Origin of the sequence: Pseudonocardia sp. NPDC046786 (genome assembly GCF_040645415.1) — a bacterium.
GTDB lineage: Bacteria > Actinomycetota > Actinomycetes > Mycobacteriales > Pseudonocardiaceae > Pseudonocardia > Pseudonocardia kongjuensis.
Window position 1 is genome coordinate 208,417 of sequence record NZ_JBEYYF010000007.1, and the last position, 26,235, is coordinate 234,651.

Consider the following 26,235-nt stretch of genomic DNA (forward strand, 5'->3'; position numbering starts at 1 on the left):
GCGCCCCGCGGGTCCCGGTGTGCCTACAGTGACCGGCGTGCCGACGACCGCCCGTACCCGCGCCGACGCCTGCCCGGGCGTCGTGTCGCCGCATCTCGCGGCGGACGGCGCGCTGGCCAGGGTCCGGCTGCCCGGCGGCGTGGCCCCCGCGCCGGCGCTGCGCGCGGTCGGGGCGCTCGCCGCCCGGGCCGGTGACGGATCGGTGCACCTCACCTCGCGCGGGAACCTGCAGCTGCGCGGCCTCGATCCGGCCGATCCGCGGCCGGTCCGGGAGCTCGCCGAGGCCGGGCTGCTGCCCTCGACCACCCACGAGCGGGTCCGGAACATCCTGGCCTCGCCGCTGTCCGGGATCACCGGCGGACTCGCCGACGTGCGCGGGCTGGCCGCCGCGCTGGACCGCGGGCTGTGCGCCCGGCCGGGGCTCGCCCGGCTGTCCGGCCGGTTCCTGTTCGCCCTCGACGACGGCCGCGGCGACGTCGCCGGCGAGCGGCCCGACCTGTGCTGGCGGGCCACCTCCCCGGACGACGGCGAGCTCGTCGTCGCCGGGACCGGGACCGGCCTGGTCAGCCCCCGGGCCGGCGCCCCCGCCCTGCTGCTGGACGCCGCGCAGGCGTTCCTGACCCTGGACACCGGCACCTGGCGCACCGCCGAGCTCCACGACGCCCCCGACCGGATCGCCGCGCTGCTGGGAACCGGCGGCCGAGCGTTGCGAGATGGCTCCGGCGACGACCATCTCGCAACGCTCGACGGCGCACCGCCCGGCGTCGGGGACCTCGGCGGCGGCGCGGTGGGGGTGGCCCCGGTGCTCGGGGAGCTGTCCGCCGGGCAGCTGGAGGTGCTCGCCGACACCGCACCGGAGCTGGTGGTGACGCCGTGGCGGACGCTGGTCCTCCCCCACCCGGTGCCCGGCGCCGCCGCCCGGCTGGGCGCGGCCGGGCTGGTGACCGATCCGGACCATCCCGCGCTGCGGGTCAGCGCCTGCGCCGGCACCCCCGGCTGCGCGAAGTCGCTCGCCGACGTCCGGGGCGACGCCCGGGCGCTGATCCGGCGCGGCCCCGGGCGGCCGGTGCACGTCGTCGGCTGCGCCCGGCGCTGCGGTGCCCCGCACACCCCGCACGCCGACGCCGTCGCCACCGGGCCCGGCACCTACCTGATCGACGGCGCGCCCGGCGCGCTCACCGCCCCACCGCACGACCGACCGAGGAGCACCCGCTGAGCGGCCACGACTACATCACCGACGGCGCCGAGATCTACCGGCGCTCGTTCGCGACGATCCGCGCCGAGGCCGACCTGACCGGCCTGCCACCCGGGATGGCCGACGTCGCGGTGCGGATGATCCACGCCTGCGGCCAGGTCGACCTGACCACCGGCATCGCCGCCTCGGACGGCCTGGTCGACGCCGCCCGGCGGGCGCTGAAGGGGGGCGCGCCGATCCTGTGCGACGCGATGATGGTCGCCTCCGGGGTGACCGCGGCCCGGCTCCCGGCCGGCAACGAGGTGCTCTGCCTGGTCCGCGACCCGCGCGTGCCGGAGCTGGCGCAGCGGATCGGCAACACCCGCTCGGCGGCCGCGCTGGAGCTGCTCGCCGACCGGTTCGACGGCGCCGTCGTCGCCGTCGGCAACGCCCCGACCGCGCTGTTCCACCTGCTCGACCTGATCGACCGGGGCGCGCCGCGGCCGGCCGCCGTGATCGGCATCCCGGTCGGGTTCATCGGCGCCGCCGAGTCCAAGCAGGCCCTCGCCGCCCGCACCGACCTGGAGCACCTGGTGGTGCACGGCCGCCGCGGCGGCTCGGCGATCACCGCCGCCGCGCTGAACGCGCTGGCCCACGAGCAGGAGATCATCGCGTGAGCAGCGCCCTCCCCGCCGGGACCCTCTACGGCGTCGGCCTCGGCCCCGGCGATCCCGAGCTGACCACGATCAAGGCGGCCCGGCTGGTCCGCGACGCCGACGTGATCGCCTACCACTCCGCCCGGCACGGCCGGTCCATCGCGCGCCGGATCGCCGAGCCGCACCTGTCCGGCACCGCGATCGAGGAGGCGCTGGTCTATCCGGTCACCACCGAGACCACCGACCATCCTGGCGGCTACCAGGGCGCCATCGACGAGTTCTACACCGAGGCCGCCGCCCGGCTGGCCGCGCACCTGGACGCCGGGCGCGACGTCGTCCTGCTCGCCGAGGGCGATCCGCTCTTCTACGGCTCCTACATGCACATGCACAAGCGGCTCGCCGGCCGCTACCGCACCGAGGTGGTGCCCGGCGTCACCTCGATCAGCGGGGCCGCCGCCGCGCTCGGCCGCCCGCTCGTCGAGCGGGACGAGGTGCTCACCGTGCTGCCCGGCACGCTGCCCCGCGACGAGCTGGCCCGCCGGCTCGCCGACACCGACTCGGCCGCCGTGATGAAGCTCGGCCGGACCTTCGGCACCGTGCGCGACGCGCTCGCCGACGCCGGGAAGCTGGACCGCGCGCACTACGTGGAGCGGGCCACCATGGAGGGTCAGCGCACCGGCGCCGTCGGCGACGTCGACGCCGGCGGGGTGCCCTACTTCGCGATCGCGCTGGTCCCCGGCGACATCGCCTCCTCGGTGCCCGACCAGGAGAACGACGACCACCGGGTCGCCCCCGATCTGGCCGATCCGGCGTCGGTGCGCGGGCCGGGCGAGGTCGTCGTCGTCGGCACCGGGCCCGCCGGGCGGGACTGGCTGACCCCGCAGGTCGCTGCCGCGCTGTCGGTCGCCGACGATCTCGTCGGGTACGGGCCCTACCTGGACCGGGTGCCGCCCAACCCGCGGCAGAACCGGTACCCGTCGGACAACCGGGTGGAGTCCGAGCGCGCCGCGCACGCCCTGGACCTGGCCGCGTCCGGCCGGCGGGTCGCGGTCGTCTCGGCCGGCGACCCGGGCGTGTTCGCGATGGCCGCCGCGGTGCTGGAGGTCGCCGCGGAACCCAAGTACCGCGACGTCCCGGTCCGGGTGCTGCCCGGGCTGTCCGCGGCCCAGGCGGTGTCCGCGGCGGTCGGCGCCCCGCTCGGGCACGACCATGTGATGATCTCGCTGTCCGACCGGCTCAAGCCGTGGGACGTGGTCGCCACCCGGCTGCGCGCCGCGGCGTCCGCGGACCTGGCGATCGCGATCTACAACCCGCGGTCGAAGGCCCGGCCGTGGCAGGTCGGTGCGGCCCGCGACGTGCTGCTGGAGCACCGCTCCCCGGACACCCCGGTGGTGCTCGGCCGCGACGTCGGCGGCGCCGGGCAGCGGATCACCGTCACCACCCTGGGCGAGCTGGACCCGGAGCTGGTGGACATGCGCACCCTGGTGATCGTCGGCTCGTCGACCACCCGGGTCGTCGAGCGCGGCGGCGAACCGGTCGTCTTCACCCCCCGGCACTACGCGACCGGGACGACAACCGGCTGAGCCGCTACCGTCACCGCCGACGGCAGGCGGGGAGGGCTCGGGGCGATGACGACGACGGTGCACCGTCTGTGCCCCGACGACTGGGCGCTGGCCCGGGAGGTCCGGCTCGCCTCGGTCCGGGAGTCGTTCGGACCCGACAGCGACTTCCTGCACGAGCAGGCCGGCCTGGACGAGGCCGCCTGGCGGGGCGTGCTCACCCGGCACGCGCGGTTCGTCGCGCACCGGGACGGGCGGCCCGCCGGGACGGCCTGCTGGCGCCCCTCCGCCGACGACGACGAGGGATACCTGTACGGCATGTGGGTCGCCGCGGAGGCCCGCGGGACCGGGGTGGCCGGCGCGCTGGTCGACGCCGTGGTGACGGTCTCCCTCGAGCAGGGCCGGTCCCGGCTGACGCTGAAGGTGGAACCGGGCAACGCCCGCGCGCTGGCCTTCTACGCGAAGACCGGCTTCCGGACGGTTTCCGGTGCCGGCGGCCCAGCCGCGCTGATGCTGATGACCCGGGACCTGCGCCCGGGGTGAGCCGCCCGATGCGACGATCACCGCGATGCGCACCGAGGATCTCGACACCCCGTTCCTCGCCGTCGACGCCGGCGTGCTGGAACGCAACCTGACCGACGGCGCGGACCGGGCCCGCCGGCGCGGCCTCGCCTGGCGGCCGCACGCCAAGACGCACAAGAGCGTCGCGGTGGCCCGCCGCCAGCTCGCGCACGGCGCGGCCGGCCTGACCCTGGCGACGGTCGCCGAGGCCGAGGTGTTCGCCGCCGCCGGCGTCGACGACCTGTTCCTCGCCTACCCGGTGTGGGCGGCGGGCGGCCGGGCGGACCGGTTGCGCGCGCTGGCCGGGCGGGTCCGGCTGCGGATCGGCGTCGACTCGGTCGCCGGTGCGGACCGGCTGGCCGCGGCCCTGCGCGGGGCGCCGGCGCAGGTGCTGGTGGAGGTCGACTCCGGGCACCACCGGACCGGGGTCGACCCCGGCGGCGCGGGCGGCCTCGCCGCGCGGGCCCGGGCGGCCGGACTGGCGGTGGCCGGGGTGTTCACCTTCCCCGGGCACGCCTACGCCCCCGGCGCCCGCGCCGCCGCGGCCGCCGACGAGGTCGCCGCGCTGTCCGCGGCCGCCGCCGGGCTGGCCGCCGCCGGGATCGAACCGCTGGTCCGCAGCGGCGGGTCCAGCCCGACCGAGGGCCTCTCCCCCGGGCTGCCCGACCGGTGGGCGCCCACCGAGACCCGGCCCGGGGTGTCGGTGTTCGGCGACGCCCAACAGGTCGAGCTGGACGCGGCCGGGTTCGACCGGTGCGCGCTGACCGCCGTCGCCACCGTGGTGCATGCCCGCCCCGGGCACGCCGTGCTGGACGCGGGCAGCAAGACCCTCGGCGCCGACCGGGCACCGTGGGCCTCCGGGTACGGGCGGCTGCCCGGGCACCCGGACGCCCGGGTCACCGCGCTGTCCGAGCACCACGCCACCGTCGCGTTCGGCGACGAGCCGGTCCCGCAACCGGGCAGCCGGGTGCGGGTGGTCCCCAACCACGTGTGCTCCGCGGTGAACCTGGCCGATCATCTGGTCGTGATCAGCAGCGGCGGGGCGGGCGGGGACACCGTCGTCGACCGCTGGCCGGTCGACGCGCGCGGGGCGAACACCTGATGCGGGCGGTCCGGGTCACCGCCTTCGGCGCCACGCCGGAGCTCGTCGAGCTGCCCGATCCGGTGCCCGCACCGGACGGCGTCGTCGTCCGGGTGGAGGCGACCGGACTGTGCGCCAGCGACCGGTTCGCCTGGCTCGGTCATGACGACGGCGTCACGCTGCCGTTCGTGCCCGGCCACGAGCTCGCCGGCCGGGTGGTGGCGACCGGGCGGGACGTGCACCAGGTGCGGATCGGCGACCGGGTCACGACCCCGTTCGTGTGCGGCTGCGGGACGTGCGCACAGTGCCGGGCCGGTCGGTCCCACATCTGCCCGCACCAGCAGCAGCCCGGCTTCACCCACGACGGCGCGTTCGCCGAGCTGGTCGCGCTGCGGCACGCCGACCACAATCTCGTCCCGCTGCCGGACGGGACCGATGCCGCCGGCGCCGCGCTCCTCGGCTGCCGGGTCGCCACCGCCTACCGGGCGCTCACCGGCCGCGGCGGGATCGCCCCCGGCGACACGGTGCTGGTGATCGGCGCGGGCGGGGTCGGGCTGGCCGCGGTGCTGGTGGCCAGGACGCTGGGCGCCGACGTGATGGTCGCCGATCCGTCGCCGGCCGCGCGGGCCAGGGCGGAACGGCTGGGCGCGGTCGCGACGCTCGATCCGGCGGCCGGCCCGGACCGGGTGCGCGAGCTGATCGGCGACGGCGGCGCCCGGGTCGCCGTGGAGGCCGCCGGGCGGGCCGAGGCACTGACCCTCGGGATCCGGGCGCTGCGCCCGCAGGGTGTGCTGGTGCAGGTCGGACTGCTGAGCGGGGACCCGACAGTCCCGGTCCCGGAGATGATCGCCAAGGAGCTGGTGCTGACCGGCAGCCACGGGATGGCCGCCGCCGACTACCCGGCGCTGATGGAGCTGGTCTCCACCGGGCGGCTCGATCCGGCCCGGCTGGTCACCCACCGGATCCCGCTGGCCGCTGCCCCGGCGGCGCTGGCCGCGCAGCCGGAGCCGGGCTCGCTCACCGTCGTCGTGGCGTGATCACCGGTTGTGGAGCGCGGCGGCCGCCGGGTGGGTGCGGCGCTCCACAACCGATGATCATCAGGGGGATCAGCAGGGGAGCCGGGCGAGGGCCGCGGCGACCGTGTCCGCCACCGGCACCCCGGGCGGCACCCCGGGCCGGTCCACCACGACGACGCCGATCCCGCGCTCCCGCGCGGCCGTCAGCTTCGCCGCGGTGGCGTCCCCGCCGGAGTCCTTGGTCACCAGCACGTGCGGGCGCACCCGGTCCAGCAGCCCCCGCTCGGCGTCGAGGGTGAACGGGCCGCGGTCGAGCAGCAGCGTGTGCCGCGCCGGGAGCGGCCCGTCCGGCGGGTCGACGGCCCGGATCCAGAACTCGGCGTCGACACCGGCGAACTCGGCCAGCCCACCGCGCCCGGTGGTGAGCAGCACCCGCCCGCGCTCACCGGGCGGCAGGGCGGGCAGCGCGGGCAGGACCGCGGCGGCGGCCGCGGCGACCGAGCCGACCCGGTGCCAGCGGTCCCCCGGGACCGGCCTCCAGCCGGGCCGGCGCAGCACCACCAGCGGGGTCCCGGTGGCGGTGCAGGCTGCGGCGGCATTGGCGGTCATCGTCGCGGCGAACGGGTGTGTGGCGTCGAGCACCGCGGACACCCGCTCGGCGTGCAGGAAGCGGGCGAGCCCACCGGGTCCGCCGAAGCCGCCGATCCGCACCTCGCCGTCGGGCAGCCGGGGGCTGCGCACCGCCCCGGCCAGCGAGGAGATCACCCGGACGCCGCCCCGGGCGGCCAGCTCCGCCGCGGCCGCCCGGCCCTCGGTGGTGCCGCCGAGGACGAGCACCGTGCGCGGACCGGTCACGGCCCCCAGGCTAGGCGGCGGCGCGCTCAGGAGTGCAGGACGTCCAGCAGCTCGGCCTCCACGGCGGCGATCCGCGGATCGGTGAGCATCGCGCGGGTGCGCGGACGGGGCAGGTCCACCGGCACCACCCGGCGGACGGCGGCCGGGCGCGGCGAGAACACGACGACCCGGTCGGAGAGGAAGGCGGCCTCCCGCACGTCGTGCGTGATCAGCAGGGTGGTCCAGCCGTAGCGCCCGCGCATCGCGTCCAGCCACTCCTGCATGCCGGTGCGGGTGAGCGCGTCCAGCGCGCCGAACGGCTCGTCGAGCAGCAGCACCTCGCGCCCACCGACGACGGTGCGCAGCAGCGCCGCGCGCTGCCGCATCCCGCCGGAGAGCTCCCCCGGCCGGGACTGCTCGAACCCGGCCAGGCCGAACGGCTCGAACAGCTCCCCGGCGCGCGCCCTGGCCTCGCGGCGGGACACCCCGGCGACCTCCAGGCCGAGCGTGGTGTTGTCGAGCACGGTCCGCCACGGGAACAGCAGGTCCTGCTGCGGCATGTAGCCGAACGGCGCCCCGCGCACCGGGCCGCCGTCCACCGTGACCGTGCCGGTCGTCGTCGCGCCGTCCAGGATCCCGGTCAGCGCCCCGAACAGGGTGGACTTGCCGCAGCCGGACGGGCCGACCACCGAGACGAACTCGCCGGCCGCGACGTCCAGCGAGACGCCGGACAGCACCGGGCGATCGCCGTAGGACACCGCCAGGTCCCGCACCGAGACCTTCACCGGTGGTCCCCCCGGTACCACGGCGTGACCAGGCGCTGCACCAGGTAGGTCAGGCCGAACAGGGTCACCGACAGCGCGGCCGTCACGGCGACCGCGGCCAGCACCAGGTCGGTGCGGAACTGGTTGCGCTGCAGCTGCATGAAGATCCCCAGCCCGGCCCGGGCGCCGACGTACTCGGCGAAGATCGCGCCGGTCACGGCGTAGGTGATGGCGATCCGCAGCGAGGTGAAGAACGACGGCATCGCCCCGGGGAGCCGGACGTACCGGAACCGCTGCCAGCGGCTCGCGCCCATGCTCCGCAGCAGCGCCGTCGCCGACCGGTCGGTGGCCGCGAAGCCCTCGATCAGGCCGACCGCCACCGGGAAGAACGTCACCAGCGCGATGACCAGCACCTTCGGCAACAGCCCGAAGCCGAACCAGATGATCAGCAACGGGGCGATCGCGATCACCGGCAGGGTCTGCGAGGCGACCAGCAGCGGGGTCAGCGCGCGGCGCAGCCACGGCGAGAAGTCCACCGCCACCGCGACGGACCAGGCCACCATCAGCGACACCGCGAAGCCGATCGCCGTCACCTGGACCGTCGGCAGGGTGTTCGCCCACAGCGCGTCGCGGAACGCCCAGCCCTGTTCGAGCACCCGGGCCGGCGAGGGCAGCACCTGCGGGGCGACGCCGGACACGGTCACCGCGACCTGCCAGACCGCCAGCAGCAGCCCGACGACCAGCAGGGCCGGCCCGAGCCTGCGGATCACGGCGTCAGGTAGTCGTTGGTGAACCAGGTGGCGAAGTCCGGCAGCTCGGTGACCGGTGCGCCGTCCGGACCGGTGACCGAGCCGGTGGAGTACAGGAAGCCGGAGAACCCGGACCAGCGCTCGGCCGTCTGGAAGCCGACCCGGCCCTGCTCGTCGCGCAGGAAGCGCTCGGCGAGCATCGCGGCGCCGCGGTCGACCAGCTCGTCGGAGGTGAAGGCACCCGGGTTGGCCTCCTTCAGCATCCGGGCCGCCTCGGCCGGGTCGTCGGCGGCGAGCCGGTAGCCGCGCTGCACCGCGCCGACGAACGCGCGGGCCCGCTCCGGGTCCTGGGCGAGCCGGGTGGAGTTGCCGATGAGCAGCACGTTGTAGGCGTCCGGGAAGCCGTAGTCGGTGTAGCGGAACGTCCGGATCGGCTCGCCGCGCAGCTCGGCCTCGATGCCCTCGACGTTGACGAACGGCTCGGTGAAGTCGGCCCGCCCGGCGTAGAGCGCCTCGTAGGCGGCGGTGTTGAGCACCTCGGTGGTGAACTCGCCGCGGCCGCCGGCGGCCCGGATGACGGCCTGCATCTTCGGGATCTCGCCCGGCCCGCCGAACCCGGCGTAGACCTTGCCGTCGAGGTCGCGCGGGGAGCGGATGTCGGCGCGGTCGGCGCGCACCGCGACCTCGGTGGCCCAGTGCTGCAGGATCGCCATCACCGAGGTGATGTCGGCGCCGGCGGCCCTGGAGAAGGTGAACGAGTCCTGGAAGCTGATGCCGAAGTCGGCGGCGCCGGTGCCGACCAGGGTGTCCGGCGAGGTGGCGTTCCAGGGCAGGAACTCCACGTCCAGGCCGGCCTCGTCGAAGTAGCCCGCCTGCTGGGCGACGAACAGCCCGAGGTGGTTGGTGTTGGGTGTCCAGTCCAGCGCCACCCGCACCGGTCCGGACGCCGGGGCGCCGCCGGAGCAGCCGGTGAGGACGAGCAGCAGCAGTGCCCCGAACAGGGACAGCACACGAGCGCGCACGGGGGCGGCCTCCCTACGCCGGTGTCAACCGGATCAGGTTCGAACGGTCGGCGGCCGGTCCTGCCGCCCTCTCAGCCTCGGTGCGCGGGCTCCCGCGGTACGTCCGGACGATATCCCAGCCGCGCCACCGCCCGGCGCCGTCACCCGGTCGATATCCTCGGGCCGACCACGGCGGTACACGGAAGGACGAGATGGCGGCCTCGCTCTGGCCCACGGGCGCTCCCGGGCGGCCCGCACCCGATCCCGGCCCGGCGCTCGTGCGGGTGGCGCTGCAGGCCGGCGCGACGTCCGTCGCACACGTCGACGTCGCGGCGATGCTGTCCGGGATCTGCGTGGCGCTGGTGCCCGCGGCCGGGGTCGCCGGCGCGGTGCTGGTCCTGCACGAGCCGGCCGACCCGCGCGATCCGGAGCGGCGGCGCGTGTTCGGCTCGGACACCGCGGCCACCCGGATCGGCCAGCTGCAGGCCCGTTCCGGCGCCGGTCCCGCGCTGCGCACCGCGCACGACGGCCGGGTGCTGGTCACGCCCGATCTCGCCCGGGCCGATCCGCCGGGCCTGGCCGCGGTCGCGGCCGGCTGCGGGCTGGTGCGGTCGCTGACCGTGCCGGTGCTCGTCGGCGCGCACGCCGCGGGCGCGCTGCAGCTGCTCGACCGCCGGGACTCCGCGGCCCGGCCGGCCGATCGGCTCGCCGGCGCGCTGCAGGTGGTGACGACGGCGCTCGCCGCCCGGATCCGCGACGTCCGCGAGCTGGCCCGGCTGGAGCAGCGCGCCGCCGCCCCGCGCGGCACCGGCCCCCGGCCGTCGTCCGGTGAGCGACCTCCGGACCGCACGGCGCTGATTCCGGCCGCCCGCCGCCCCGGGGTGCCGCCCGCCGGGCCGCGGGTCCCCGCCCAGCGGCGGGCCCGGCACCGGCGCGACGACGCCTGAGCGGCGGCCGGCTCAGCGCTCTGAGGGCGCGTGGTCGGCCTCGGCGGCGGCGCGCAGCGCCTGCAGCTGGACGTGCTCCTGCAGGTAGGCCGACACCCGCTGCCTGCTGACCCCGAACAGCCGGCCGATGCCGGCGATCGTCTCCCCCTCGGCGTGCAGGGCGACCGCCTCCTCACGGCGGAAGCGTCCCCCTATCGCGCCGAGACCGTCCAACGCTCGGGTGACGGTCTCGACGATCAACGGCCGCTCCTCGCGCGGTACGATCTCTCTCCAACCGAGGCCTCGGGCACGCAGTTCCTGCAGTTCGCGGACCCGTCGTCGGGCGAACTCCAGATCGGCGACGGAGGCGTCGAGTTGGGCACCCAGCGCGGCCAGCGCCCTGTCCGCGTCGTCGGCGCTCTCAGCGCTGCCGGCGCTGCCGGCGCCGTCAGGGTCGTCAGCGTTGTCCTCCGCCGTGGTCACACGAGTGAGGGTACGGGCCGGTGAGCCCGGCCCGGTGGAACGGCGTACCGTGAGAGCCCGCAAGGGGGGTTGCTCACTCGAATGGGTCAATCCGTGCAGGTGAGTGCCAACAGTGCCAACTTCGGAAACGGGAGAATCGGTATGGCGCGGTACGACGTCGTCATCGTCGGCGGTGGGTCGGCCGGTGCCGTGCTCGCCCATCGCCTGAGCGAGGATCCGTCGCGCACGGTGCTGATGCTGGAGGCCGGTCAGCCCGACCACCGCTGGGACCCGGTCATCCGGATGCCCGCGGCGCTCTCCCACGCCTGGGGCAACCCGCGGTACGACTGGTGCTACACCTCCGAGCCGGAGCCCGGCCTCGCCGGGCGCCGGGTCGCCGTCCCCCGGGGCAAGGTGCTCGGCGGGAGCAGCAGCATCAACGGGATGGTCTACCAGCGCGGCAACCCGGGCGACTACGACCGCTGGGCGACCGGTCCTGGCCTGCAGGAGTGGAGCTCGGCGCACTGCCTGCCGTACTACCGGCGGCTGGAGCGCAGGCTCTCCGAGCACCGCATCGCGCTCGACGCCGACGGGTCGGGTCCGCAGATCCTGGAGCGCGCCCCCGCCGCGGGGCCGCTGAACGACGCGTTCCTGATCGCCGCGGGCCAGGCCGGGCACGCGGTCGTCGACAACGTCAACGGGCCGCGCCAGGAGGGCTTCTCCCGGACCGAGCGGACCATCTTCCGCGGCCGCCGGTACTCCGCGACCGACGCCTACCTGCACCCGGTGTCGGCGTCCCGGCCGAACCTGCAGGTCCGGACCGGCGTGAACGTCCGCCAGCTGCGGTTCGACCACACCGGCACCCGGGTGATCGGGGTCCGGTACCGGGCGGGCGACGGCACCTTCCGCGACGTCGACGCCGGGGACACGATCCTCGCCGCCGGCGCGATCGCGACCCCGCAGCTGCTGCAGGTGTCCGGCGTCGGTGACCCGGAGCACCTGGCATCGATCGGGGTGGACGTGCGCGCCGAGCTGCCCGGTGTCGGCGCCGACCTGCAGGACCATCTCGCGATCCACCTGCAGCACGCCTGCGTCCGCCCGGTCTCGCTGGCGACCCACCGGCGGGTGCACAAGCTCCCCGGTGCCGCGGCCCGCTGGCTCGTCTCCGGCACCGGCATCGGCGCGAGCAACCACTTCGAGATCGGTGGCTTCGCCTCGACCTCGCTGGCCGGCGGCATCCCGGACGTGATGATCCTGTTCGCGCCGGTCGCGATGCGGTTCGCGCCGGATGTGCGGCCGGCCGGGCACGGCTACGAGATGCACGTGAGCGTGATGACGTCGGACGCCCGCGGGACCGTCCGCGCCACCTCCCGCGACATCGGTGTGCCGCCCGAGATCCGGCTGAACTACCTCGGCAGCGAGCGGGACCGCAGGCGCTGGGTGGAGGCCATCCAGATCGCCCGGACGCTGCTGGACCAGCCCGCGTTCGCCGGGCTGGACGGCGGCGAGACGTTCCCCGGGCCGAGCGTCCGCACCCCGGAGCAGGTGCTCGACTGGATCGGCCGCCGGGCCCAGAACGGGCTGCACCCGACCAGCACCTGCCGGATGGGGACCGACCAGGGCGCGGTCGTCGATCCGGCCACGATGCGGGTGCACGGGGTCGACGGGCTGCGGGTGGTCGACGCCTCGGTGTTCCCGGACGTCCCGAACTCCAACACCTACGGGCCGGTCGTGATGGTCGCGGAGCGGGCCGCGGACCTGATCCTCGGCAACACGCCGCTGCCGCCCGACCCGAAGCCGGCCGCGGCGGCGTCGCGCAACGGCAACCACGTCGTCACCGGGCGGCTCGTCGAGGCCTGAGCCGCAGCACCGTCCACGACGCCGCCAGGACCCATCGGGTCCCGGCGGCGTTTCGTCGTCCACCGCCCGGCCTCGGGCCCGGGCCGGGGTGACCCCCTCGGGACCGGCACCGCGGCCCGCTCAGCGCATCTCAGGCGCCGAACGGGGCATCGCACACGCGAGCGGGGCGGGGATCCTGGTCGGATCCCCGCCCCGCTCGGTCGAGTCTGATGGGCGCGACGAGTCACGCCCGCGGGCAATCACTCCCCGCCCTGCACCTCCACACCGGACTCACGCAGCTTGTCGGCGTGAGCACGGCCGTGGTGGTTGCAGAAGAGGAGTTCCCCACCGGAGGGAAGGATCGCGCGCACCTTGGCCGCCGCACCGCAACGGTCACAGCGGTCGGCGAGGGTCAGTTCGGGCCGGGTCAGCGTTTCGGGCTGCATAGCGGTCTCCCTCCGTCGCGGCGGCGGGCCTCGGGCGGCCCTCCGCCGTATCACTGTGACGACCGCACCAGGCGGGTCGCCCACACTAAAGCAGACGCTCGAAGCCCCTGCACGTGTTCCCGGGGCGAGTCGCGACGCCCGTCACGTCCGAACCGGGTCCGGATCGAGCAGGTGACGCCGCGATGTACCCGCGGTGACCGATTGCGTATGAAGTTGACTGCGTGTGAATCATGCGGGGACGGGAGCCACCCGTGCAAGCGGGCGTCGGTAAACAGGGTGTGTCGGGGGCTACCGTGCTCCGGTGAGTGCACGACCGTTCGGCGAACGCGTACCGGCCCCGCTGCTGTTCCTCGCCGGCGGCACGTCGATGTACGTCGGCGCGGCGCTCGCCGTCGGCCTGTTCGACCGGCTGGCGCCGTCCGCGGTCGCCGAGCTGCGGCTGATCGGCGCGGCACTGGTCCTGCTGGCCTGGCGGCGCCCCGGGCGCGCCGCGTGGCGGGGCGTACGGCTGCTGCGTGCCGGGCTGTTCGGCCTGGCCACGGCCCTGATGAACGTCGCGTACTACGAGGCGATCGCCCGGCTCCCGCTGGGCACCACGGTGGCCATCGAGTTCACCGGGCCGGTGCTGGTCGCTGCGCTGGCGTCGCGCCGCCTGCGCGACTTCGGCGCCGTCGGGCTGGCCGCCGCCGGGGTGCTGCTGATCGCCGACGTCCGGTGGTCCGGCAGCCCGTCCGGCGTGCTGTGGGCGCTCGCCGCCGCGGCCATGTGGGCCGCCTACATCCTGCTCGGCAAGCGGGTCGCCCGGGCCGGGACCGGGATCGACGATCTCGCCACCGGCTTCACCGTGGCCGCGGTCGTGCTGCTGCCGCTGCTGCTGGTCGACCCCGACGGATCCGCCGGTGTGGCGAATCTCGCACCGCTGCTGGACCCGGGTGTGCTCGCCCTGTCCGTCGGGCTGGGTGTGCTGTCGTCGGTGGTGCCCTACGTCCTGGACCAGGTCGTGCTCCGCCGGGTCGGGCAGGCCCGGTTCGCGGTGCTGCTGGCGCTTCTCCCGGCGACGGCGACCGGGATCGGGGTGGTCATGCTCGGACAGCTGCCGGGCGGGCTGGAGGCGGTGGGCATCCTGCTGGTGGTGCTCGCCGTCGCGCTCCGGTCCCGGGACGGCGACGAGCCCGCCCCCGGCGACGTCGGCACCGGAGGGGCGCTCCCGGAACGGCCCGGACGCGCTCCCTGATCGGCTCCCCCGCCGGCCGTCAGCGCCAGGAGCGCAGGGTCGCGATCCGCTCCTCGAGCTGCTCGATGGTGGCCATCGCCACCGGCGGTCCGCCGCAGTGCGTCCGCAGCTCGTTGTGGATCTTCCCGTGCGGCTTGCGGGTCTTGTGGTTGTGCAGCGCGACCAGCGTGTTCAGCTCCTTGCGCAGGGTCTGCAGCCGTTCCCGGACGCTCTGCCCGCGCTGCGCCTGCGGGGGCGGCGGCGGCTCGGTCGCCGGGGTCGCCCGGGCCTGGGCGCCGGTGCGCGGCGACCCCTTCTTGATCCAGTCCGCCTGCCGCTGGGACAGCAGCGTCCGCACCTGATCGGGCTCCAGCAGCCCGGGCAGGCCGAGGTAGTCCTCCTCGTCGGCGGAGTAGGTGGCACCCTCGTAGATCAGCTGGTCCAACTCGGCGTCCGCACCGAGCGAGGTGAACGCCTTGTCGTCGTCGGGCTCGTCGCGCTGCTTGTTCGCCTCGTTCAGCTCGGCGTCGTTCCAGATCTCCTCCGGACGCTGCGGCTTCCCGATGACGTGGTCGCGCTGCGCCTCCAGCTCGCTGGCCAGCCCCAGCAGCACCGGCACACTGGGGACGAAGACCGACGCCGTCTCCCCCGGCCGCCGCGACCGCACGAAGCGACCGATCGCCTGGGCGAAGAACAGCGGCGTGGACGCCGAGGTCGCGTAGACGCCGACCGCGAGGCGCGGCACGTCGACGCCCTCGGACACCATGCGGACGGCGACCATCCAGCGTTCCTGCGAGCGGGCGAACTCGGCGATCCGGTCCGAGGCGCCCGCCTCGTCGGACAGCACCACGGCGGGCTGGTCGCCGGTGATCCGGCGCAGCAGCCCGGCGTAGGCGCGCGCTGTCGCCTGGTCGGAGGCGATGACCAGGCCGCCCGCGTCGGGCATGCCGCCGTCGCGGTGGCTCTGCAGCCGCCGGTCCGCGGCGGCGAGCACCGACGGCATCCAGTCGCCCGCCGGGTCCAGCGCGGTCCGCCACGCCATCGCGGTCTGCTCGCGGGTGAGCGGCTCGCCGAGCCGGGCGGAGATCTCCTCGCCGGCGCTGGTGCGCCAGTTCGAGGTGCCCGAGTAGGCGAGGAACACGACCGGCCGGACGACGTTGTCGGCGAGCGCCTCGGCGTAGCCGTACTGGTGGTCGGCCCGGCTGCGGGGCGCACCGTCGGAGTCGGGCACGTACTCGACGAACGGGATCGGGTTGTCGTCGGAGCGGAACGGGGTACCGGTCAGCGCCAGCCTGCGGGTGGCCGGTTCGAACGCCTCGTAGACGGCGTCGCCCCAGCTGCGGGCGTCGCCGGCGTGGTGGATCTCGTCGAGGATCACCAGCATCCGGCGGTTCTCGGTGCGGTTGCGGTGCAGCATCGGGTGTGCGGCGACGCCGGCGTAGGTGACGGCGATGCCGTGGTAGTCCCGCGAGGTGCCGCCCGCGGAGTTGCGGAACTCCGGGTCGATCGCGATGCCCGCGGCGACCGCCGCCTCGGCCCACTGGAACTTCAGGTGCTCGGTCGGGGTGACGACCGTCACCGCGTCGATCACCCGGTCGCGCAGCAGCTCGGAGGCGACCCGCAGCGCGAACGTCGTCTTGCCGGCGCCGGGCGTCGCGACCGCGAGGAAGTCCTGCGGCGAGGTGGCGAGGTAACGGGCGAGCGCGCTGCGTTGCCATGCCCGCAGCGGGCGGGTCTCCGGCGACACGAGCTGGGTCTCCGACACACGTCTCCCCTGGTCCGTGGGTCGTTCCCGGGCGGGAACCTGCGAACTCCCGCGGGCGTCTCGGTCGGCGGCGACCCGGCCGCGGGGCGCCGATCAGGGTAGCCCGGCGCCCGCCCGCCGATCCGGGGTGGGCGCTGCCCGCCGTCGGTCCAGGTCAGGGGTGGCGGGGCAGGCGGGCGGTCAGGACGAAGGCGGGCGGCAGGTTCGCCCACACCGTCGGGCCGCAGGTGACGTCGGCGAACGCGGCGGCCAGCTCGCGGCGCAGCCGGCGGGCCGGCGGAAGCGAGCGGGTGCAGGTGTAGCCGAACTGGGTGAGCACGCCGTGCGGGTGCAGCGAGCCGGCGAGCACCGCGGACAGCGTCCGGCCGGTCGCCGGGTGGGCGGCCCAGGGCAGCCCGGAGACGACGACGTCGGCCCGGCCGAGCCCGCGCTCGGCGAGCAGTGCGGGCAGCGCGAGCGCGTCGGCGACGGCGACGTCGAGCCCGGGACGGGCGCGCTCCAGGAGCCCGGCCAGCCGTGGGTTCAGCTCGACCGCCAGGTGGTGCCCGCGCCCGCCGAGCCGCTCGGCGATCGCCCCGGTGAAGGCGCCGGTGCCGGGCCCCAGCTCGACGACGACCGGTTCGCCGGTGCCGGGCACCGGTCCGCTCGCCGCGGCGGCCAGCGGGCGGGAGCTGGGCAGCAGCGACGCGGTGTGCAGCGGGTCGCGCAGGAACTCCCGCAGGAACGCGCCGGGCCGGGCGGTACGCGGACCGGTCGGCGGCGCGGGCGCCGGGGACGGTGTCGGCATCGGGGCTCCGGGGTGCGGGTCGGGGTGGGCCGGGTTACGGGCGGGCGGGGTGGGCCGGGTTACGGGGCGGGCGGGGTGGGCCGGGTTACGGGGCGGGCGGGGTGGGCCGGGTTACGGGCCCACCCTGCCGGGCCGGCCTGACCGGGCGACGGACGCGGGGTGAACGCGCCCCGACGGCCGGTAGTGGGGATGATGGAGCCGATGACGACGGGTGAGGGACGCGCGGACGGTGCCGGCGGGCCGGCAGCAGGTGGACCGCTGGCGCTGCCCGCCGCCGGGCTGCGGCTGGCGGCGGCGCTGACCGCGCGGCCGTCGCTGCTGCTGCGCCGCGGCGCCGGCTGGGTGATCGAGCTCGGCCGGGTCGGGATCGGGATGTCCGGCTCCCCGCCCGGCGACGGTGTGCCCGGTGACGGTGTGCCCGGTGACCGGGCCGGTGATCCGGTCCGCCGCCGGCTGGCGCAGCTGCAGCGGGTCACCGCCGACGCGCTGTCCGGGCTCCTCGACGACGCCGCCGCCGACGGGTCCCCGCTGCCCGCCGCGGACGCGGCCCGGCTGCGCGCACTGCTGCTCGGCACCGGGACGCCGGCGGGCGACCCGGCGGGCCCGGCGGGCAGTGCCGATCCCGAGGCCGATCCCGAGGCCGATCCCGAGGCCGATCCCGAGGCCGATCCCGAGGCCGATCCCGAGGCCGATCCCGAGGCCGATCCCGATCACGAGCCCGGCACCGGACCCGGACCCGGACCCGGACCCGGACCCGACGCCACCGAGCCCGACGAGTCAGGGCCCGACGCCTCCGGGAGGGTGTTCACCGCCCCCGCCCCCGGCGGCCCGGACGTGCCGTTCGACACCGGTGCCCGGGACGCCCGCGGCGGCCCGGTCGTCGGCCGGGACGTCGCCGCCACCCCCGGCGCCGTCGTGCTGCGCACCCCGGTGTTCGAGCTCCTGCAGTACCTGCCGGTCACCGAACGGGTGCACGACGCGCCGGTGCTGGTCGTGCCGCCGCTCGTCCACCGGTACTGGCTGGCCGATCTCGCCCCCGGCTTCTCGCTCGTCGAGCACCTGGTCGGGCGCGGGCTGCAGGTGTTCGCGCTGTCCTGGCGACCGGCCGGACCGGCCGACGCGGGCCGGGACCTCGACGCGCACGCCGCCGCCGTCCTGGACGCCCTGGAGGCATGCACCCGGATCGCCCGCGCACCCCGGGTCTCGCTGCTCGGCGTCCGCACCGGCGGGCTGCTGGCCGCGGCCGTGCAGGCGCACCAGGCCGCGATCGGCCTGGACGACCGGGTCGCCGGTGTCGGCTACCTGGCGACCGTGCTCGACCAGTCGGACGCGCTGCCCGGGTTCCGGCCGGATCCCGCGGTCACCCGGGCCGCAGCCGAGCGGGCCGCCCGGGACGGGGTGCTGGACGGTCCCACCGCCGTCGCGGCCTGGGCGTGGCGGCGCGGGCCGGACCGGGTGCTGCCGTGGGCGGTCCCGGACGGGACCGGCGGGGCGGCCCCCGGCCGTGCGGCCCGCGCGATGCGGGCCTGGGCCGCCGATCTGCTGCCGCTGCCCGCGGCCCTGCACACCGATCTCGCGGCGCTCGCCGACTCCGCCTTCGACGCGGACGACGACGGCGGTGGCAGTGGCGGCGGCGGTGTCAGGGTGCTGGGCACGCCGGTCCGTCCCGCCGAGCTCCGCCGCGACGGCTACCTGGTGGCGGCCGCCGACGATCCGGTCCAGCCGTGGACCGGCGGCCACCGCACGGCCCGCATGCTGGGCGGCTCCTGCCGTCTGGTGCTCGCGCCCGGCGACCAGGCGGGCGCGCTGATCGCCCCGCCCCGGCCCGGCGCCTCGTTCCGGGCGGCGAGCTGCGGGACCGGCGACGGTGACCCCCAGTCCTGGCTGGCCGCCGCGAGCCGGATCGAGGGCTCCTGGTGGGACGACCTGGCCGGCTGGCTGGCCGAGCGGTCCGGCGCGCTGCGGGACGCGCCGCCCGAGCTGGGCGGGCGCAGGCTCCGGCCGCTGTTCCCGGCGCCGGGCACCTATCTGACGGGTCACTCTCACACCGTCGGTGGCGCCGCCAAGGCTTACGCTCGCCCGTGATGTCCGGATCAGCTCCCCGCCCCGCGCCGCTCGAGGAACACGACGTCCTCGTCGGCGGTCGTTCACTGCGCGTCGTGCGCCGGCCCGCGTCCGGCCCCGGGGCGCGGCGCACGCCGCTGCTGCTGTGCAACGGGATCGGCGCCGCGACCGACGTCCTCGATCCGCTGGTCGCCGCGCTGCCCGCGGACCTGGACATCATCCGGTTCGATCCGCCCGGGATCGGCGGCTCGCCCGCCCCCCGGATGCCGTACCACCTGTCGTGGATGGCGCACCGGGTCGGCCAGGTGCTGACGAAGCTGGGCATCGGCGAGGCCGACGTGCTCGGCTTCTCCTGGGGCGGGATGCTGGCCCAGCAGCTCGCGATCGGCCGCCGCCGGCGGGTCCGGAAGCTGGTGCTGGTCGCGACCGGCCCCGGCGCGCTGATGGTGCCCGCGTCACCTCGGGTGATGGCGGTGCTGACCTCGCCGAAACGCCACCAGGACCCGTCCTATGTCGACGCGGTGGCCTCGAAGATCTACGGCGGGTCGCTGCGGCACCACCCGGAACGCGCCGCCGAGGCGCTCGGGGCGGGCTCCCGGCGGGGCCCGCTGCGCGGGTACTACTACCAGCTGCTCGCGCTGTCCGGCTGGACCAGCCTGCCGCTGCTGCCCGCGATCACCGCGGACACCCTGATCATCGCCGGCGACGACGACCCGATCGTGCCGCGCGGCAACGCCACGATGCTCAACCGCGGGATCCGCCGGTCCCGGGTGCACCGCTATCCCGGCGGTCACCTGGAGATGCTGCTGGACCCGGAGCCGTTCGCCGCGGAGATCGACCGCTTCCTGTCGTCCTGACCGCGCGGCCCGAGCGCGACCACGAGCAGGCCGAGCACCAGGAAGCCGACGCCCAGCCCGACGACGTTCAGGACCAGCCCGGTCGAGCCGAGCACGCGGACGTCGAGGAAGTAGTAGGGGGCGCCGTCCAGCACCAGCTGCACCAGCGCCAGGTACCCGGCCGGGTACAGCAGCCACAGCAGCGGATGCCACCAGCGCGCCCCGGGCCGGTCCCGGCCGGTCAGCAGCCAGTCGGCGAGCGCCAGCGCCGGGACGACCAGGTGCAGCAGCACGTTCGCCGGGGTGAATCCCGTGCTCCGGTCGATGAGGAACACCAGCCACACCGGCCCGGCGCCGAGCAGGTACAGCACGACGGCGCCACGCAGCCCGGGCCGGGCGTCGAGCCTGCGGGTCAGCAGCGTGCCGGCGTAGAACACGGCGGCGAGCACGTTGGCCTGGTAGGTGAACGTCGTCAGCCGCCAGCCGACGCCCGAGCGGGAGGTCAGCTCTACCGCGACCAGCACGGCCACGACACACAGCACGATCACGGCGCGCAGCAGCACCGCGAGCGCCGGACGGGGTGGGACGGTCATCCCCGGTCAACTCCCGGGTCCGGCCGGCGGGTTCCCGGCGCGGGGTGGCTGCGGCGGTGATCACGAATCGGGCACCGGAACGTCCCGCGGGCGACCGTCCGGGTTCCCGATCCGTGATCAGTGGGTGATACCGGTCCGGACGAGGCCGGCGACGATCTCGCCGACCGCGGGCGCACTTGAAGCCCTGCCCGGAGAAGCCGCCGAGCACGACGCCCCGGGGCCGGTGTCGGACAGCTCGACCGTCCCGCGCCGGTCCACCGTGTACCCCTCCACGTAGGACTCGATCCGCACCGGGTGTTCCCGCATGCCGGCGATCCGGTCCGCCACCGCTGCGGCCCAGGGCAGCGCGTACCCGGGCTCCACGTAGGGGTGGTGGTCATCGGGATCGAACACCCGGGGCTGCGGCTGCTGAAAATCGATCTTGATGGTGCGTCGACGCTCGGGAAGAAGGTGTGCAGCGGCCCGCCGGAGCGCAGCCCCGGCGGGAACCCGGCCGCGGCGAACCGTGCCGGCGCCTCGACCGGGCAACCAGGTCAGCACCACCCGGCGCTGTTCGATGCCCGGTGCCCGGCCCGCCGGGAGGCCGGTCCGGGAGGTGGGGATGCTCGTCATCGTGCGGTCGCTCCGTTCGCTCGGACGTGGTGGGGGCGCACGCCGGGTTGCCCTCCCAGAGCGCACCGGCCGGGACCTCCTCGCCCATCTTGAGGAAGGCGTCGTAGCCGATCCGGGCGCCGTCGCCGGCGACGGCCCCGTCGTGCACGAAGGCGCCGCCGTCGTCGAACACCCGCCTGCCGATCCGGACGCCCAGCGCCCGGGAGGCGAAGTTCTTGAAAGGGGTCCCGGCGAGCCTCCGGTCCCAGCCCTGCACGACGAGCTTCCAGTAGCGCTCGTGCCAGCGACCGGGCCCAGCGGGACCAGCACGTCGGCGAGCAGCAACGTCAGCAGGACCACCCCGACCGTGCCCAGCGCACCAGCAGCGCCAACCCGATGGTGCGCCGGCTGTACCGGTTATTGGCGCGCAGCCGCCGGTGCAGGTCCAGGCCGGTCTCCAGGTGGGCGAACCGGCCGTCCCGGGCGACCGAGCACGGCCGCCGACAGCAGACCGGCGACGATCCCCAGCACCAGCAGCGCGGCGGCCAGCGCCATCGCGTCCAGGTAGAGCAGCGGCGATCCCGGATCGGCGGTGGCGGTGCCGAGCATCGTCTCCGACTGCGGCACCCGCAGCAGCACCGCGTCGGCGACACCGGTGCCCAGCGGCAGCCACACCAGCAGCAGCACCAGCAGCTGCCCGAGTCCGTAGCCGGCCCGGCTCGGCCCGGTAGCAGGCCAGCAGCGAGTCCTTGCGGAGCACCGTCCGGGCCCCGACGGTCAGCAGGTCGGGGCAGGCGGGCAGGGTCCGGGACAGCATCACCACGCCCGGCGCGGTCGACGAGGACACGGTGTCCGTGTCCCGCATCACTACCTTCGGGGGTCGTTGCGCGGCGGTTCACCGTGAGTCCGCTTGTGATACAGCTCACATGTCGCGCCGGGTTCACCCGCACGGGCGGCGCCCACCGGCGCGTGCACCGGGACGGCGGCGAACCCGCCGCACATGATGGGCGGGCCCCACCGATCCCGAGGAGATGACGTGCCCGGCCCGACCCGCCGCACCGTGCTCACCGGCATCGTCGGGACCGCGCTGGGCGGCCTCCTCCCGGAGCTCCCGGCGGCCCCGGTCCCGTCGCGACGGACCGGGGACCCGTTCACCCTCGGCGTCGCGTCCGGCGATCCCGCACCGGACGGGATGGTGCTCTGGACCCGGCTCGCACCGCGCCCGGAGGCCGGGGACGGCCTCGGCGGGATGGCCGGGCGGCCGGCCGTCGTCGAATGGGAGATCGCCGAGGACGAGCGGTTCACCCGGATCGTCGGCCGCGGCAGCGAGACCGCGGTGCCCGAGCTCGCCTACAGCGTGCACGCCGAGCCGGCCGGGCTGCTGCCGGGCCGCGACTACTTCTACCGGTTCCGCTCCGACGGGCACCTGTCCCCCGCGGCCCGCACCCGCACCACCCCGGCCGCCGGGGCCGCGGTGCCCGCGCTGACGGTGGCCACCGCGTCCTGCGCGAAGTTCGGCGCCGGGCACTTCACCGCCTACCGGGCGCTGGCTGCCGACGAACCCGAACTCGTGCTGCACCTGGGCGACTACATCTACGAGACCGACGAGGGCGAGGTCCGCGATCCCGGCGGGCCCGAGCCGACCGACCTCGCCGGCTACCGGCGCACGCACGCCCACCAGAAGACCGACGCCGACCTGCAGGCCGCGCACGCCGTCGCCCCCTGGCTGGTGGTCTGGGACGACCACGAGCTGGTCAACAACTGGGCGGGCGGCGACCGCGGGCGCGCACCGGACCGGCGGCGCGCCGCGTTCCAGGCGTACTACGAGCACATGCCGCTGCGCCGGGCGTCGCTGCCGCGCGGCTTGGACCTGCAGCTCTACCGCCGGATCGGCTGGGGCTCGCTGGCGACGTTCCACATGCTCGACACCCGCCAGTACCGCGGCGACGGCTCGATCACCGGTGCCGGGCAGGAGCGCTGGCTGCTCGACGGGTTCCGCAGCTCCACCGCCGGCTGGGACGTGCTGGGCCAGCAGGTCTTCTTCGCCCGGCGCAGCGGCGGGCGCAAGTCCCGGGACACCTGGGAGGCGTTCCCGGAGTCCCGGGACCGGATCGTCCGCGGCTGGACGGACGCCGGCGTCCGGAACGCGGTCGTCCTGACCGGCGACGAGCACGTCCACCACGCCAACGAGATCCTCCCCAGCGGCGACCGGGACGCGCGCCCGGTCGGCACCGAGCTGGTCACCACCTCGGTCACCTCCGGCGGCGACGGCGGTGACGGCGACGGCGACGGTGGCTCCGAGAACCCGCACATCCGCTACCGGGAGGACCGGCGCGGCTACCTGCTGACCCGGTTCGAGCCGGCGCAGCTGCGCGCCGACTTCCGGGTGGTCGAGCGGGTCAGCCGCCCCGGCGCGCCGGTCCGCACCGCGGCGACGTTCACCGTGCCCGACCGCGAGCCGGGCCTGCACCGCGGCTGAGGCCGCCGGTCGCGGGCCCGGGCGTCGTCGATTCGGATGACCGACGCTCACACCGGCTGCTCCGTCCGCGACATCCCGTTCGTCCGAGCGGTGGAGTTCCGCCGCCTCCCACCACGGTCGACGGAGACCCGCCATGACCCTGCTGCACCGCCCGCATCCCGCGCTCCTCGACGACCGCGGCGTCCCGACCTGGGTGGTCCTGCTCATCACCGCGCTGCTGGCGCTCGCCGTCGGGGCGCTGCTGGTGCTGCCGTTCGTCGGGATCGGCTGAGCAGGTCCCGGGGAGGAGATCCCGGGGAGGAGATACTGGGGGCGATGGTTCCCCCGCCGGTCCGCCCGCTGCCCGATCTCCCGGTCACCGCCGTCCTCGACGACCTGCGACGCGCGCTCGACCGGCACGGCTCCGGCGTGCTCGTCGCGCCGCCCGGCACCGGCAAGACCACCCTGGTGCCGCTCGCCCTGGCCGGGCTGCCCGCCGGCGACGACGTCCGGGCTGCCCCGGCAGGCCGGGTGCTGGTCGCCGAGCCGCGCCGGGTCGCCGCCCGGGCCGCGGCCGCCCGGATGTCGTCGCTGCTGGGCACCCCGGTCGGCGGGACGGTCGGCTACCGGGTCCGCGGCGACGCCCGCACCGGGCCGGACACCCGGGTCGAGGTGGTGACCTCCGGGCTGCTGCTGCGCAGGCTGGCCGCCGATCCGGAGCTGGCCGGGGTGTCCACGGTGGTGCTCGACGAGGTGCACGAGCGGCATCTGGACGCCGACCTGCTGCTCACCCTGCTCCTCGACGCCCGCGACGGGCTGCGGCCCGATCTGCGGCTGCTCGCCACCTCCGCGACCCTCGACGCGGCCCGCCCGGCCGCGCTGCTCGGCGGCACCGGCGGGCCCGCCCCGGTGCTGGAGGTCGCCGCCCGGACCCACGACGTCGCCGTCACGCACGTGCCGCCGGCCCGCGGCGAGCGGATCGAGGCCGTCGTCGCGCGGACCGCGGTGCGCGCGCTGGAGCACGGCAGCGTGCTCGCGTTCCTGCCCGGCGTCGCCGAGATCGGCCGGGTCGCCGCCGCGCTGCGCGGGCGTGAACTCGACGCCGACGTGCTGCCGCTGCACGGCAGGCTGCCCGCGGCCGAGCAGGACGCCGCGCTGCGGGAGGGCCCGCGACCGCGGATCGTGCTGTCGACGGCGGTCGCCGAGTCCAGCCTGACCGTGCCCGGGGTGCGGGCGGTCGTCGACTCCGGACTGGCCCGGGTGCCGCACATCGACCACCGGCGCGGGCTGTCCGGGCTGGTCACCCGGCGGGTGTCCCGGGCGGTCGCGACGCAGCGGGCCGGGCGCGCCGGGCGCGAGGCACCGGGCGTCGCCTACCGGTGCTGGCCGGAGGGCGAGGGCCTCGCCGACGCGCCGGAACCCGAGATCCGCACCGCCGACCTGACCGGGCTGGCGCTGGACCTCGCCGTCTGGGGCACCCCGGACGGTGCCGGCCTGCGCTGGTGGGACGAGCCGCCGGCGGGCCCGCTGGCCGCCGGGCGCGCGGTGCTCACCGCGCTCGGCGCGCTGGACGCCGCGGGGGCGGTCACCGCCCGCGGCCGCCGGATCGCCGCGCTCGGGCTGCATCCGCGGCTGGCCAGGGCGCTGCTCGACGGCGCCGACGCCGGCCCCCCGGCCGACGTCGCCGGGATCGTGGCCGTGCTCGACGACGACACCCTCGCCGGCCCGGCCGACGACCTGGTCGCGGCGCTCGTCCGGCTGCGCTCCGGGGAGGCGCCGGGGGCGCGGCGCTGGCGGGGTGAGCGGGACCGGCTGGCCGGGACGCTGCGGCGCACCGGCCCCGGCGGCGCCGGGCAGCACAGCCGGACGCCCGGGCCCGAGCTCGCCGCGCTGGTCACCGGGCTCGCGCACCCGGAACGGCTCGCCCGGCGCCGGGACACCGGATCCGGGGTGTACCTGATGGCGGGCGGGACCGCCGTCGAGGTGCCGCCGGGACCGCTGCGCGACGCCGAGTGGCTCGCCGTCGCCGTCGCCGACCGGCGCCCCGGCGAGGTGCACGGCCGGGTCCGGCTGGCCGCCGCCACCGACCGGGAGACCGCGGAGCGGGCCGGTGCGGCGCTGCTCGTCAGCGGCGCCGAGGTGGTCTGGGCGGACGGCGACGTGCGCGCGCGCACCGTGCACCGGCTCGGCGCGATCGTGCTCGCCGAGCGGCCCGATCCGCGTCCCGCACGGGACGCCGTGCGCTCGGCGCTGGTCGCCGGGCTGCGCGCGGAGGGCACCGGGCTGCTGCGCTGGACGGCGGCCGCGTCGTCGCTGCGGGAGCGGCTCGGGTTCCTGCACCGGGTGCTCGGCGAGCCGTGGCCGGACGTCGGCGAGGAGGCGCTACTGGCCTCGGCGGAGGACCCGGCCGGCTGGCTCGCCGGGCCGCTGGCCACCGCCCGGCGGCGCGCCGATCTCGCCCGGGTGGACGCCGGGCAGGCGCTGCGGGCCCACCTGGCCGCGCACGTCGGCGGGCTCGCCGGGCGGATCGACGAGCTCGCCCCGGAACGGCTCGCCGTGCCGTCCGGGTCGCGGATCGCGCTCGACTACTCGGGGGACGCGCCGGCGCTGCCGGTGCGGGTGCAGGAGGTGTTCGGCTGGACCGGCTCACCGGCCGTCGCGGGCGGGCGGGTGCCGGTGGTGCTGCACCTGCTGTCCCCGGCCGGGCGGCCGGCGGCGGTGACCGCGGACCTGCCGTCGTTCTGGAAGACCGGGTACCCGCAGGTCCGGGCGGAGCTGCGCGGCCGCTACCCGAAGCACGCGTGGCCGGAGGACCCGCGGACCGCCGTCCCGGCGCGGGGCACCGGGCGCCGCCGGTGAC

25 protein-coding genes and 1 riboswitch are annotated in these 26,235 nt (G+C 76.5%); of the genes, 14 read left to right on the plus strand and 11 right to left on the minus strand.

The window, feature by feature from the left end:
• Window positions 1-37 precede the first annotated feature (37 nt).
• Genes ABZ881_RS11540 through ABZ881_RS11565 form a run of 6 tightly spaced genes read left to right on the plus strand, consistent with a single transcriptional unit; the run spans window position 38 to window position 6,068 of the window.
• Window positions 38-1,216 (plus strand): precorrin-3B synthase, encoded by a 1,179-nt coding sequence (locus ABZ881_RS11540; protein WP_358483853.1) that lies wholly within the window; start codon window positions 38-40, stop codon window positions 1,214-1,216.
• Window positions 1,213-1,851 (plus strand): precorrin-8X methylmutase, encoded by a 639-nt coding sequence (locus tag ABZ881_RS11545; RefSeq protein ID WP_358483973.1) that lies wholly within the window; start codon window positions 1,213-1,215, stop codon window positions 1,849-1,851. Before ABZ881_RS11540 ends, ABZ881_RS11545 begins: the two co-directional genes overlap by 4 nt.
• A complete protein-coding gene (locus ABZ881_RS11550) occupies window positions 1,848-3,413 on the plus strand; it encodes a precorrin-2 C(20)-methyltransferase (protein ID WP_358483854.1) in 1,566 nt (521 codons plus the stop codon). Before ABZ881_RS11545 ends, ABZ881_RS11550 begins: the two co-directional genes overlap by 4 nt.
• A 45-nt stretch (window positions 3,414-3,458) precedes the next feature.
• Window positions 3,459-3,932, plus strand: coding sequence for a GNAT family N-acetyltransferase (locus ABZ881_RS11555; protein ID WP_358483855.1), 474 nt, complete (start codon window positions 3,459-3,461; stop codon window positions 3,930-3,932).
• A gap of 25 nt (window positions 3,933-3,957) precedes the next feature.
• The gene (locus tag ABZ881_RS11560) at window positions 3,958-5,052 is read left to right on the plus strand and encodes an alanine racemase (RefSeq protein ID WP_358483857.1); all 1,095 of its coding nucleotides are present in this window, start codon (window positions 3,958-3,960) and stop codon (window positions 5,050-5,052) included.
• The gene (locus tag ABZ881_RS11565; RefSeq protein ID WP_358483858.1) at window positions 5,052-6,068 is read left to right on the plus strand and encodes an alcohol dehydrogenase catalytic domain-containing protein; all 1,017 of its coding nucleotides are present in this window, start codon (window positions 5,052-5,054) and stop codon (window positions 6,066-6,068) included. Before ABZ881_RS11560 ends, ABZ881_RS11565 begins: the two co-directional genes overlap by 1 nt.
• Window positions 6,069-6,137: 69 nt before the next feature.
• Here ABZ881_RS11565 and ABZ881_RS11570 read toward each other — a convergent pair whose 3' ends face one another.
• Genes ABZ881_RS11570 through ABZ881_RS11585 form a run of 4 tightly spaced genes read right to left on the minus strand, consistent with a single transcriptional unit; the run spans window position 6,138 to window position 9,416 of the window.
• Window positions 6,138-6,902 (minus strand): cobalt-precorrin-6A reductase, encoded by a 765-nt coding sequence (locus ABZ881_RS11570; protein ID WP_358483859.1) that lies wholly within the window; start codon window positions 6,900-6,902, stop codon window positions 6,138-6,140.
• Window positions 6,903-6,928: 26 nt separating this feature from the next.
• Window positions 6,929-7,666, minus strand: a complete 738-nt coding sequence (locus tag ABZ881_RS11575; RefSeq protein ID WP_358483861.1) for an ABC transporter ATP-binding protein — start codon at window positions 7,664-7,666, stop codon at window positions 6,929-6,931.
• Window positions 7,663-8,415, minus strand: a complete 753-nt coding sequence (locus ABZ881_RS11580; protein WP_358483863.1) for an ABC transporter permease — start codon at window positions 8,413-8,415, stop codon at window positions 7,663-7,665. Before ABZ881_RS11580 ends, ABZ881_RS11575 begins: the two co-directional genes overlap by 4 nt.
• Window positions 8,412-9,416: an ABC transporter substrate-binding protein gene (locus ABZ881_RS11585; protein ID WP_358483865.1), complete on the minus strand. Its 1,005-nt coding sequence runs from the start codon at window positions 9,414-9,416 to the stop codon at window positions 8,412-8,414. Before ABZ881_RS11585 ends, ABZ881_RS11580 begins: the two co-directional genes overlap by 4 nt.
• Before the next feature lie 8 nt (window positions 9,417-9,424).
• Window positions 9,425-9,514: riboswitch (TPP riboswitch) on the minus strand.
• Window positions 9,515-9,607: 93 nt separating this feature from the next.
• On the opposite strand from ABZ881_RS11585, the gene ABZ881_RS11590 reads away from it, so the two are divergent.
• Window positions 9,608-10,342, plus strand: coding sequence for a GAF domain-containing protein (locus ABZ881_RS11590; RefSeq protein WP_358483867.1), 735 nt, complete (start codon window positions 9,608-9,610; stop codon window positions 10,340-10,342).
• A gap of 12 nt (window positions 10,343-10,354) precedes the next feature.
• Here the strand turns inward: ABZ881_RS11590 and ABZ881_RS11595 are convergent, their stop codons facing one another.
• Window positions 10,355-10,804 carry a hypothetical protein gene (locus ABZ881_RS11595; RefSeq protein WP_358483869.1) on the minus strand — a complete coding sequence of 150 codons (450 nt, stop codon included), beginning with the start codon at window positions 10,802-10,804 and terminating at the stop codon, window positions 10,355-10,357.
• 141 nt (window positions 10,805-10,945) lie between these two features.
• On the opposite strand from ABZ881_RS11595, the gene ABZ881_RS11600 reads away from it, so the two are divergent.
• The gene (locus tag ABZ881_RS11600; protein WP_358483871.1) at window positions 10,946-12,643 is read left to right on the plus strand and encodes a choline dehydrogenase; all 1,698 of its coding nucleotides are present in this window, start codon (window positions 10,946-10,948) and stop codon (window positions 12,641-12,643) included.
• Between the two features lie 239 nt (window positions 12,644-12,882).
• Here ABZ881_RS11600 and ABZ881_RS11605 read toward each other — a convergent pair whose 3' ends face one another.
• Complete coding sequence (locus tag ABZ881_RS11605; protein ID WP_358483872.1) at window positions 12,883-13,068, minus strand: hypothetical protein; 186 nt, start codon at window positions 13,066-13,068, stop codon at window positions 12,883-12,885.
• Window positions 13,069-13,435: 367 nt separating this feature from the next.
• On the opposite strand from ABZ881_RS11605, the gene ABZ881_RS11610 reads away from it, so the two are divergent.
• On the plus strand, window positions 13,436-14,302 hold the full coding sequence (locus ABZ881_RS11610; RefSeq protein ID WP_358483974.1) for an EamA family transporter: 867 nt from the start codon (window positions 13,436-13,438) through the stop codon (window positions 14,300-14,302).
• Window positions 14,303-14,321: 19 nt separating this feature from the next.
• Here ABZ881_RS11610 and ABZ881_RS11615 read toward each other — a convergent pair whose 3' ends face one another.
• Both ABZ881_RS11615 and ABZ881_RS11620 read right to left on the minus strand, forming a co-directional pair.
• Complete coding sequence (locus ABZ881_RS11615) at window positions 14,322-16,046, minus strand: DEAD/DEAH box helicase (RefSeq protein WP_358483874.1); 1,725 nt, start codon at window positions 16,044-16,046, stop codon at window positions 14,322-14,324.
• Between the two features lie 154 nt (window positions 16,047-16,200).
• A complete protein-coding gene (locus ABZ881_RS11620) occupies window positions 16,201-16,833 on the minus strand; it encodes an SAM-dependent methyltransferase (RefSeq protein WP_358483875.1) in 633 nt (210 codons plus the stop codon).
• 201 nt (window positions 16,834-17,034) lie between these two features.
• Here ABZ881_RS11620 and ABZ881_RS11625 point away from each other — a divergent pair, with 201 nt between their 5' ends.
• Together ABZ881_RS11625 and ABZ881_RS11630 are read left to right on the plus strand one after the other, a co-directional pair.
• Entirely contained in the window at window positions 17,035-18,918 is a 1,884-nt protein-coding gene (locus tag ABZ881_RS11625) for a hypothetical protein (protein WP_358483876.1), read from the plus strand.
• The gene (locus ABZ881_RS11630; RefSeq protein ID WP_358483878.1) at window positions 18,918-19,754 is read left to right on the plus strand and encodes an alpha/beta fold hydrolase; all 837 of its coding nucleotides are present in this window, start codon (window positions 18,918-18,920) and stop codon (window positions 19,752-19,754) included. Before ABZ881_RS11625 ends, ABZ881_RS11630 begins: the two co-directional genes overlap by 1 nt.
• On the opposite strand, the gene ABZ881_RS11635 is transcribed toward ABZ881_RS11630, so the two are convergent.
• From ABZ881_RS11635 to ABZ881_RS11645, 3 genes are all read right to left on the minus strand, one after another.
• Window positions 19,688-20,326: a Pr6Pr family membrane protein gene (locus ABZ881_RS11635; RefSeq protein WP_358483879.1), complete on the minus strand. Its 639-nt coding sequence runs from the start codon at window positions 20,324-20,326 to the stop codon at window positions 19,688-19,690. The two genes, ABZ881_RS11630 and ABZ881_RS11635, sit on opposite strands and share 67 nt — an antisense overlap.
• Window positions 20,327-20,443: 117 nt before the next feature.
• Window positions 20,444-20,938 carry a hypothetical protein gene (locus ABZ881_RS11640; RefSeq protein WP_358483880.1) on the minus strand — a complete coding sequence of 165 codons (495 nt, stop codon included), beginning with the start codon at window positions 20,936-20,938 and terminating at the stop codon, window positions 20,444-20,446.
• Between the two features lie 396 nt (window positions 20,939-21,334).
• A complete protein-coding gene (locus tag ABZ881_RS11645; RefSeq protein WP_358483881.1) occupies window positions 21,335-21,604 on the minus strand; it encodes a hypothetical protein in 270 nt (89 codons plus the stop codon).
• Window positions 21,605-21,953: 349 nt separating this feature from the next.
• On the opposite strand from ABZ881_RS11645, the gene ABZ881_RS11650 reads away from it, so the two are divergent.
• The 3 genes from ABZ881_RS11650 (at window position 21,954) to hrpB (ending at window position 26,234) form a co-directional block, all read left to right on the plus strand.
• Entirely contained in the window at window positions 21,954-23,396 is a 1,443-nt protein-coding gene (locus tag ABZ881_RS11650) for an alkaline phosphatase D family protein (RefSeq protein ID WP_358483882.1), read from the plus strand.
• A 133-nt stretch (window positions 23,397-23,529) separates the two neighbouring features.
• Window positions 23,530-23,667 (plus strand): hypothetical protein, encoded by a 138-nt coding sequence (locus tag ABZ881_RS11655; protein ID WP_358483884.1) that lies wholly within the window; start codon window positions 23,530-23,532, stop codon window positions 23,665-23,667.
• 44 nt (window positions 23,668-23,711) lie between these two features.
• A complete protein-coding gene (hrpB, locus tag ABZ881_RS11660; RefSeq protein WP_358483885.1) occupies window positions 23,712-26,234 on the plus strand; it encodes an ATP-dependent helicase HrpB in 2,523 nt (840 codons plus the stop codon).
• The last annotated feature ends 1 nt before the right edge of the window (window position 26,235 follow it).

Coding starts and splice junctions, on each gene's coding strand:
- ABZ881_RS11610 (WP_358483974.1), top strand. CDS start 13,436: ATGTACGTCGGCGCGGCGCTCGCCGTCGGCCTGTTCGACCGGCTGGCG.
- ABZ881_RS11600 (WP_358483871.1), top strand. CDS start 10,946: ATGGCGCGGTACGACGTCGTCATCGTCGGCGGTGGGTCGGCCGGTGCC.
- ABZ881_RS11635 (WP_358483879.1), bottom strand. CDS start 20,326: ATGACCGTCCCACCCCGTCCGGCGCTCGCGGTGCTGCTGCGCGCCGTG.
- ABZ881_RS11605 (WP_358483872.1), bottom strand. CDS start 13,068: ATGCAGCCCGAAACGCTGACCCGGCCCGAACTGACCCTCGCCGACCGC.
- ABZ881_RS11640 (WP_358483880.1), bottom strand. CDS start 20,938: ATGACGAGCATCCCCACCTCCCGGACCGGCCTCCCGGCGGGCCGGGCA.
- ABZ881_RS11630 (WP_358483878.1), top strand. CDS start 18,918: ATGTCCGGATCAGCTCCCCGCCCCGCGCCGCTCGAGGAACACGACGTC.
- ABZ881_RS11560 (WP_358483857.1), top strand. CDS start 3,958: ATGCGCACCGAGGATCTCGACACCCCGTTCCTCGCCGTCGACGCCGGC.
- hrpB (WP_358483885.1), top strand. CDS start 23,712: ATGGTTCCCCCGCCGGTCCGCCCGCTGCCCGATCTCCCGGTCACCGCC.
- ABZ881_RS11625 (WP_358483876.1), top strand. CDS start 17,035: ATGACGACGGGTGAGGGACGCGCGGACGGTGCCGGCGGGCCGGCAGCA.
- ABZ881_RS11590 (WP_358483867.1), top strand. CDS start 9,608: ATGGCGGCCTCGCTCTGGCCCACGGGCGCTCCCGGGCGGCCCGCACCC.
- ABZ881_RS11655 (WP_358483884.1), top strand. CDS start 23,530: ATGACCCTGCTGCACCGCCCGCATCCCGCGCTCCTCGACGACCGCGGC.
- ABZ881_RS11620 (WP_358483875.1), bottom strand. CDS start 16,833: ATGCCGACACCGTCCCCGGCGCCCGCGCCGCCGACCGGTCCGCGTACC.
- ABZ881_RS11555 (WP_358483855.1), top strand. CDS start 3,459: ATGACGACGACGGTGCACCGTCTGTGCCCCGACGACTGGGCGCTGGCC.
- ABZ881_RS11565 (WP_358483858.1), top strand. CDS start 5,052: ATGCGGGCGGTCCGGGTCACCGCCTTCGGCGCCACGCCGGAGCTCGTC.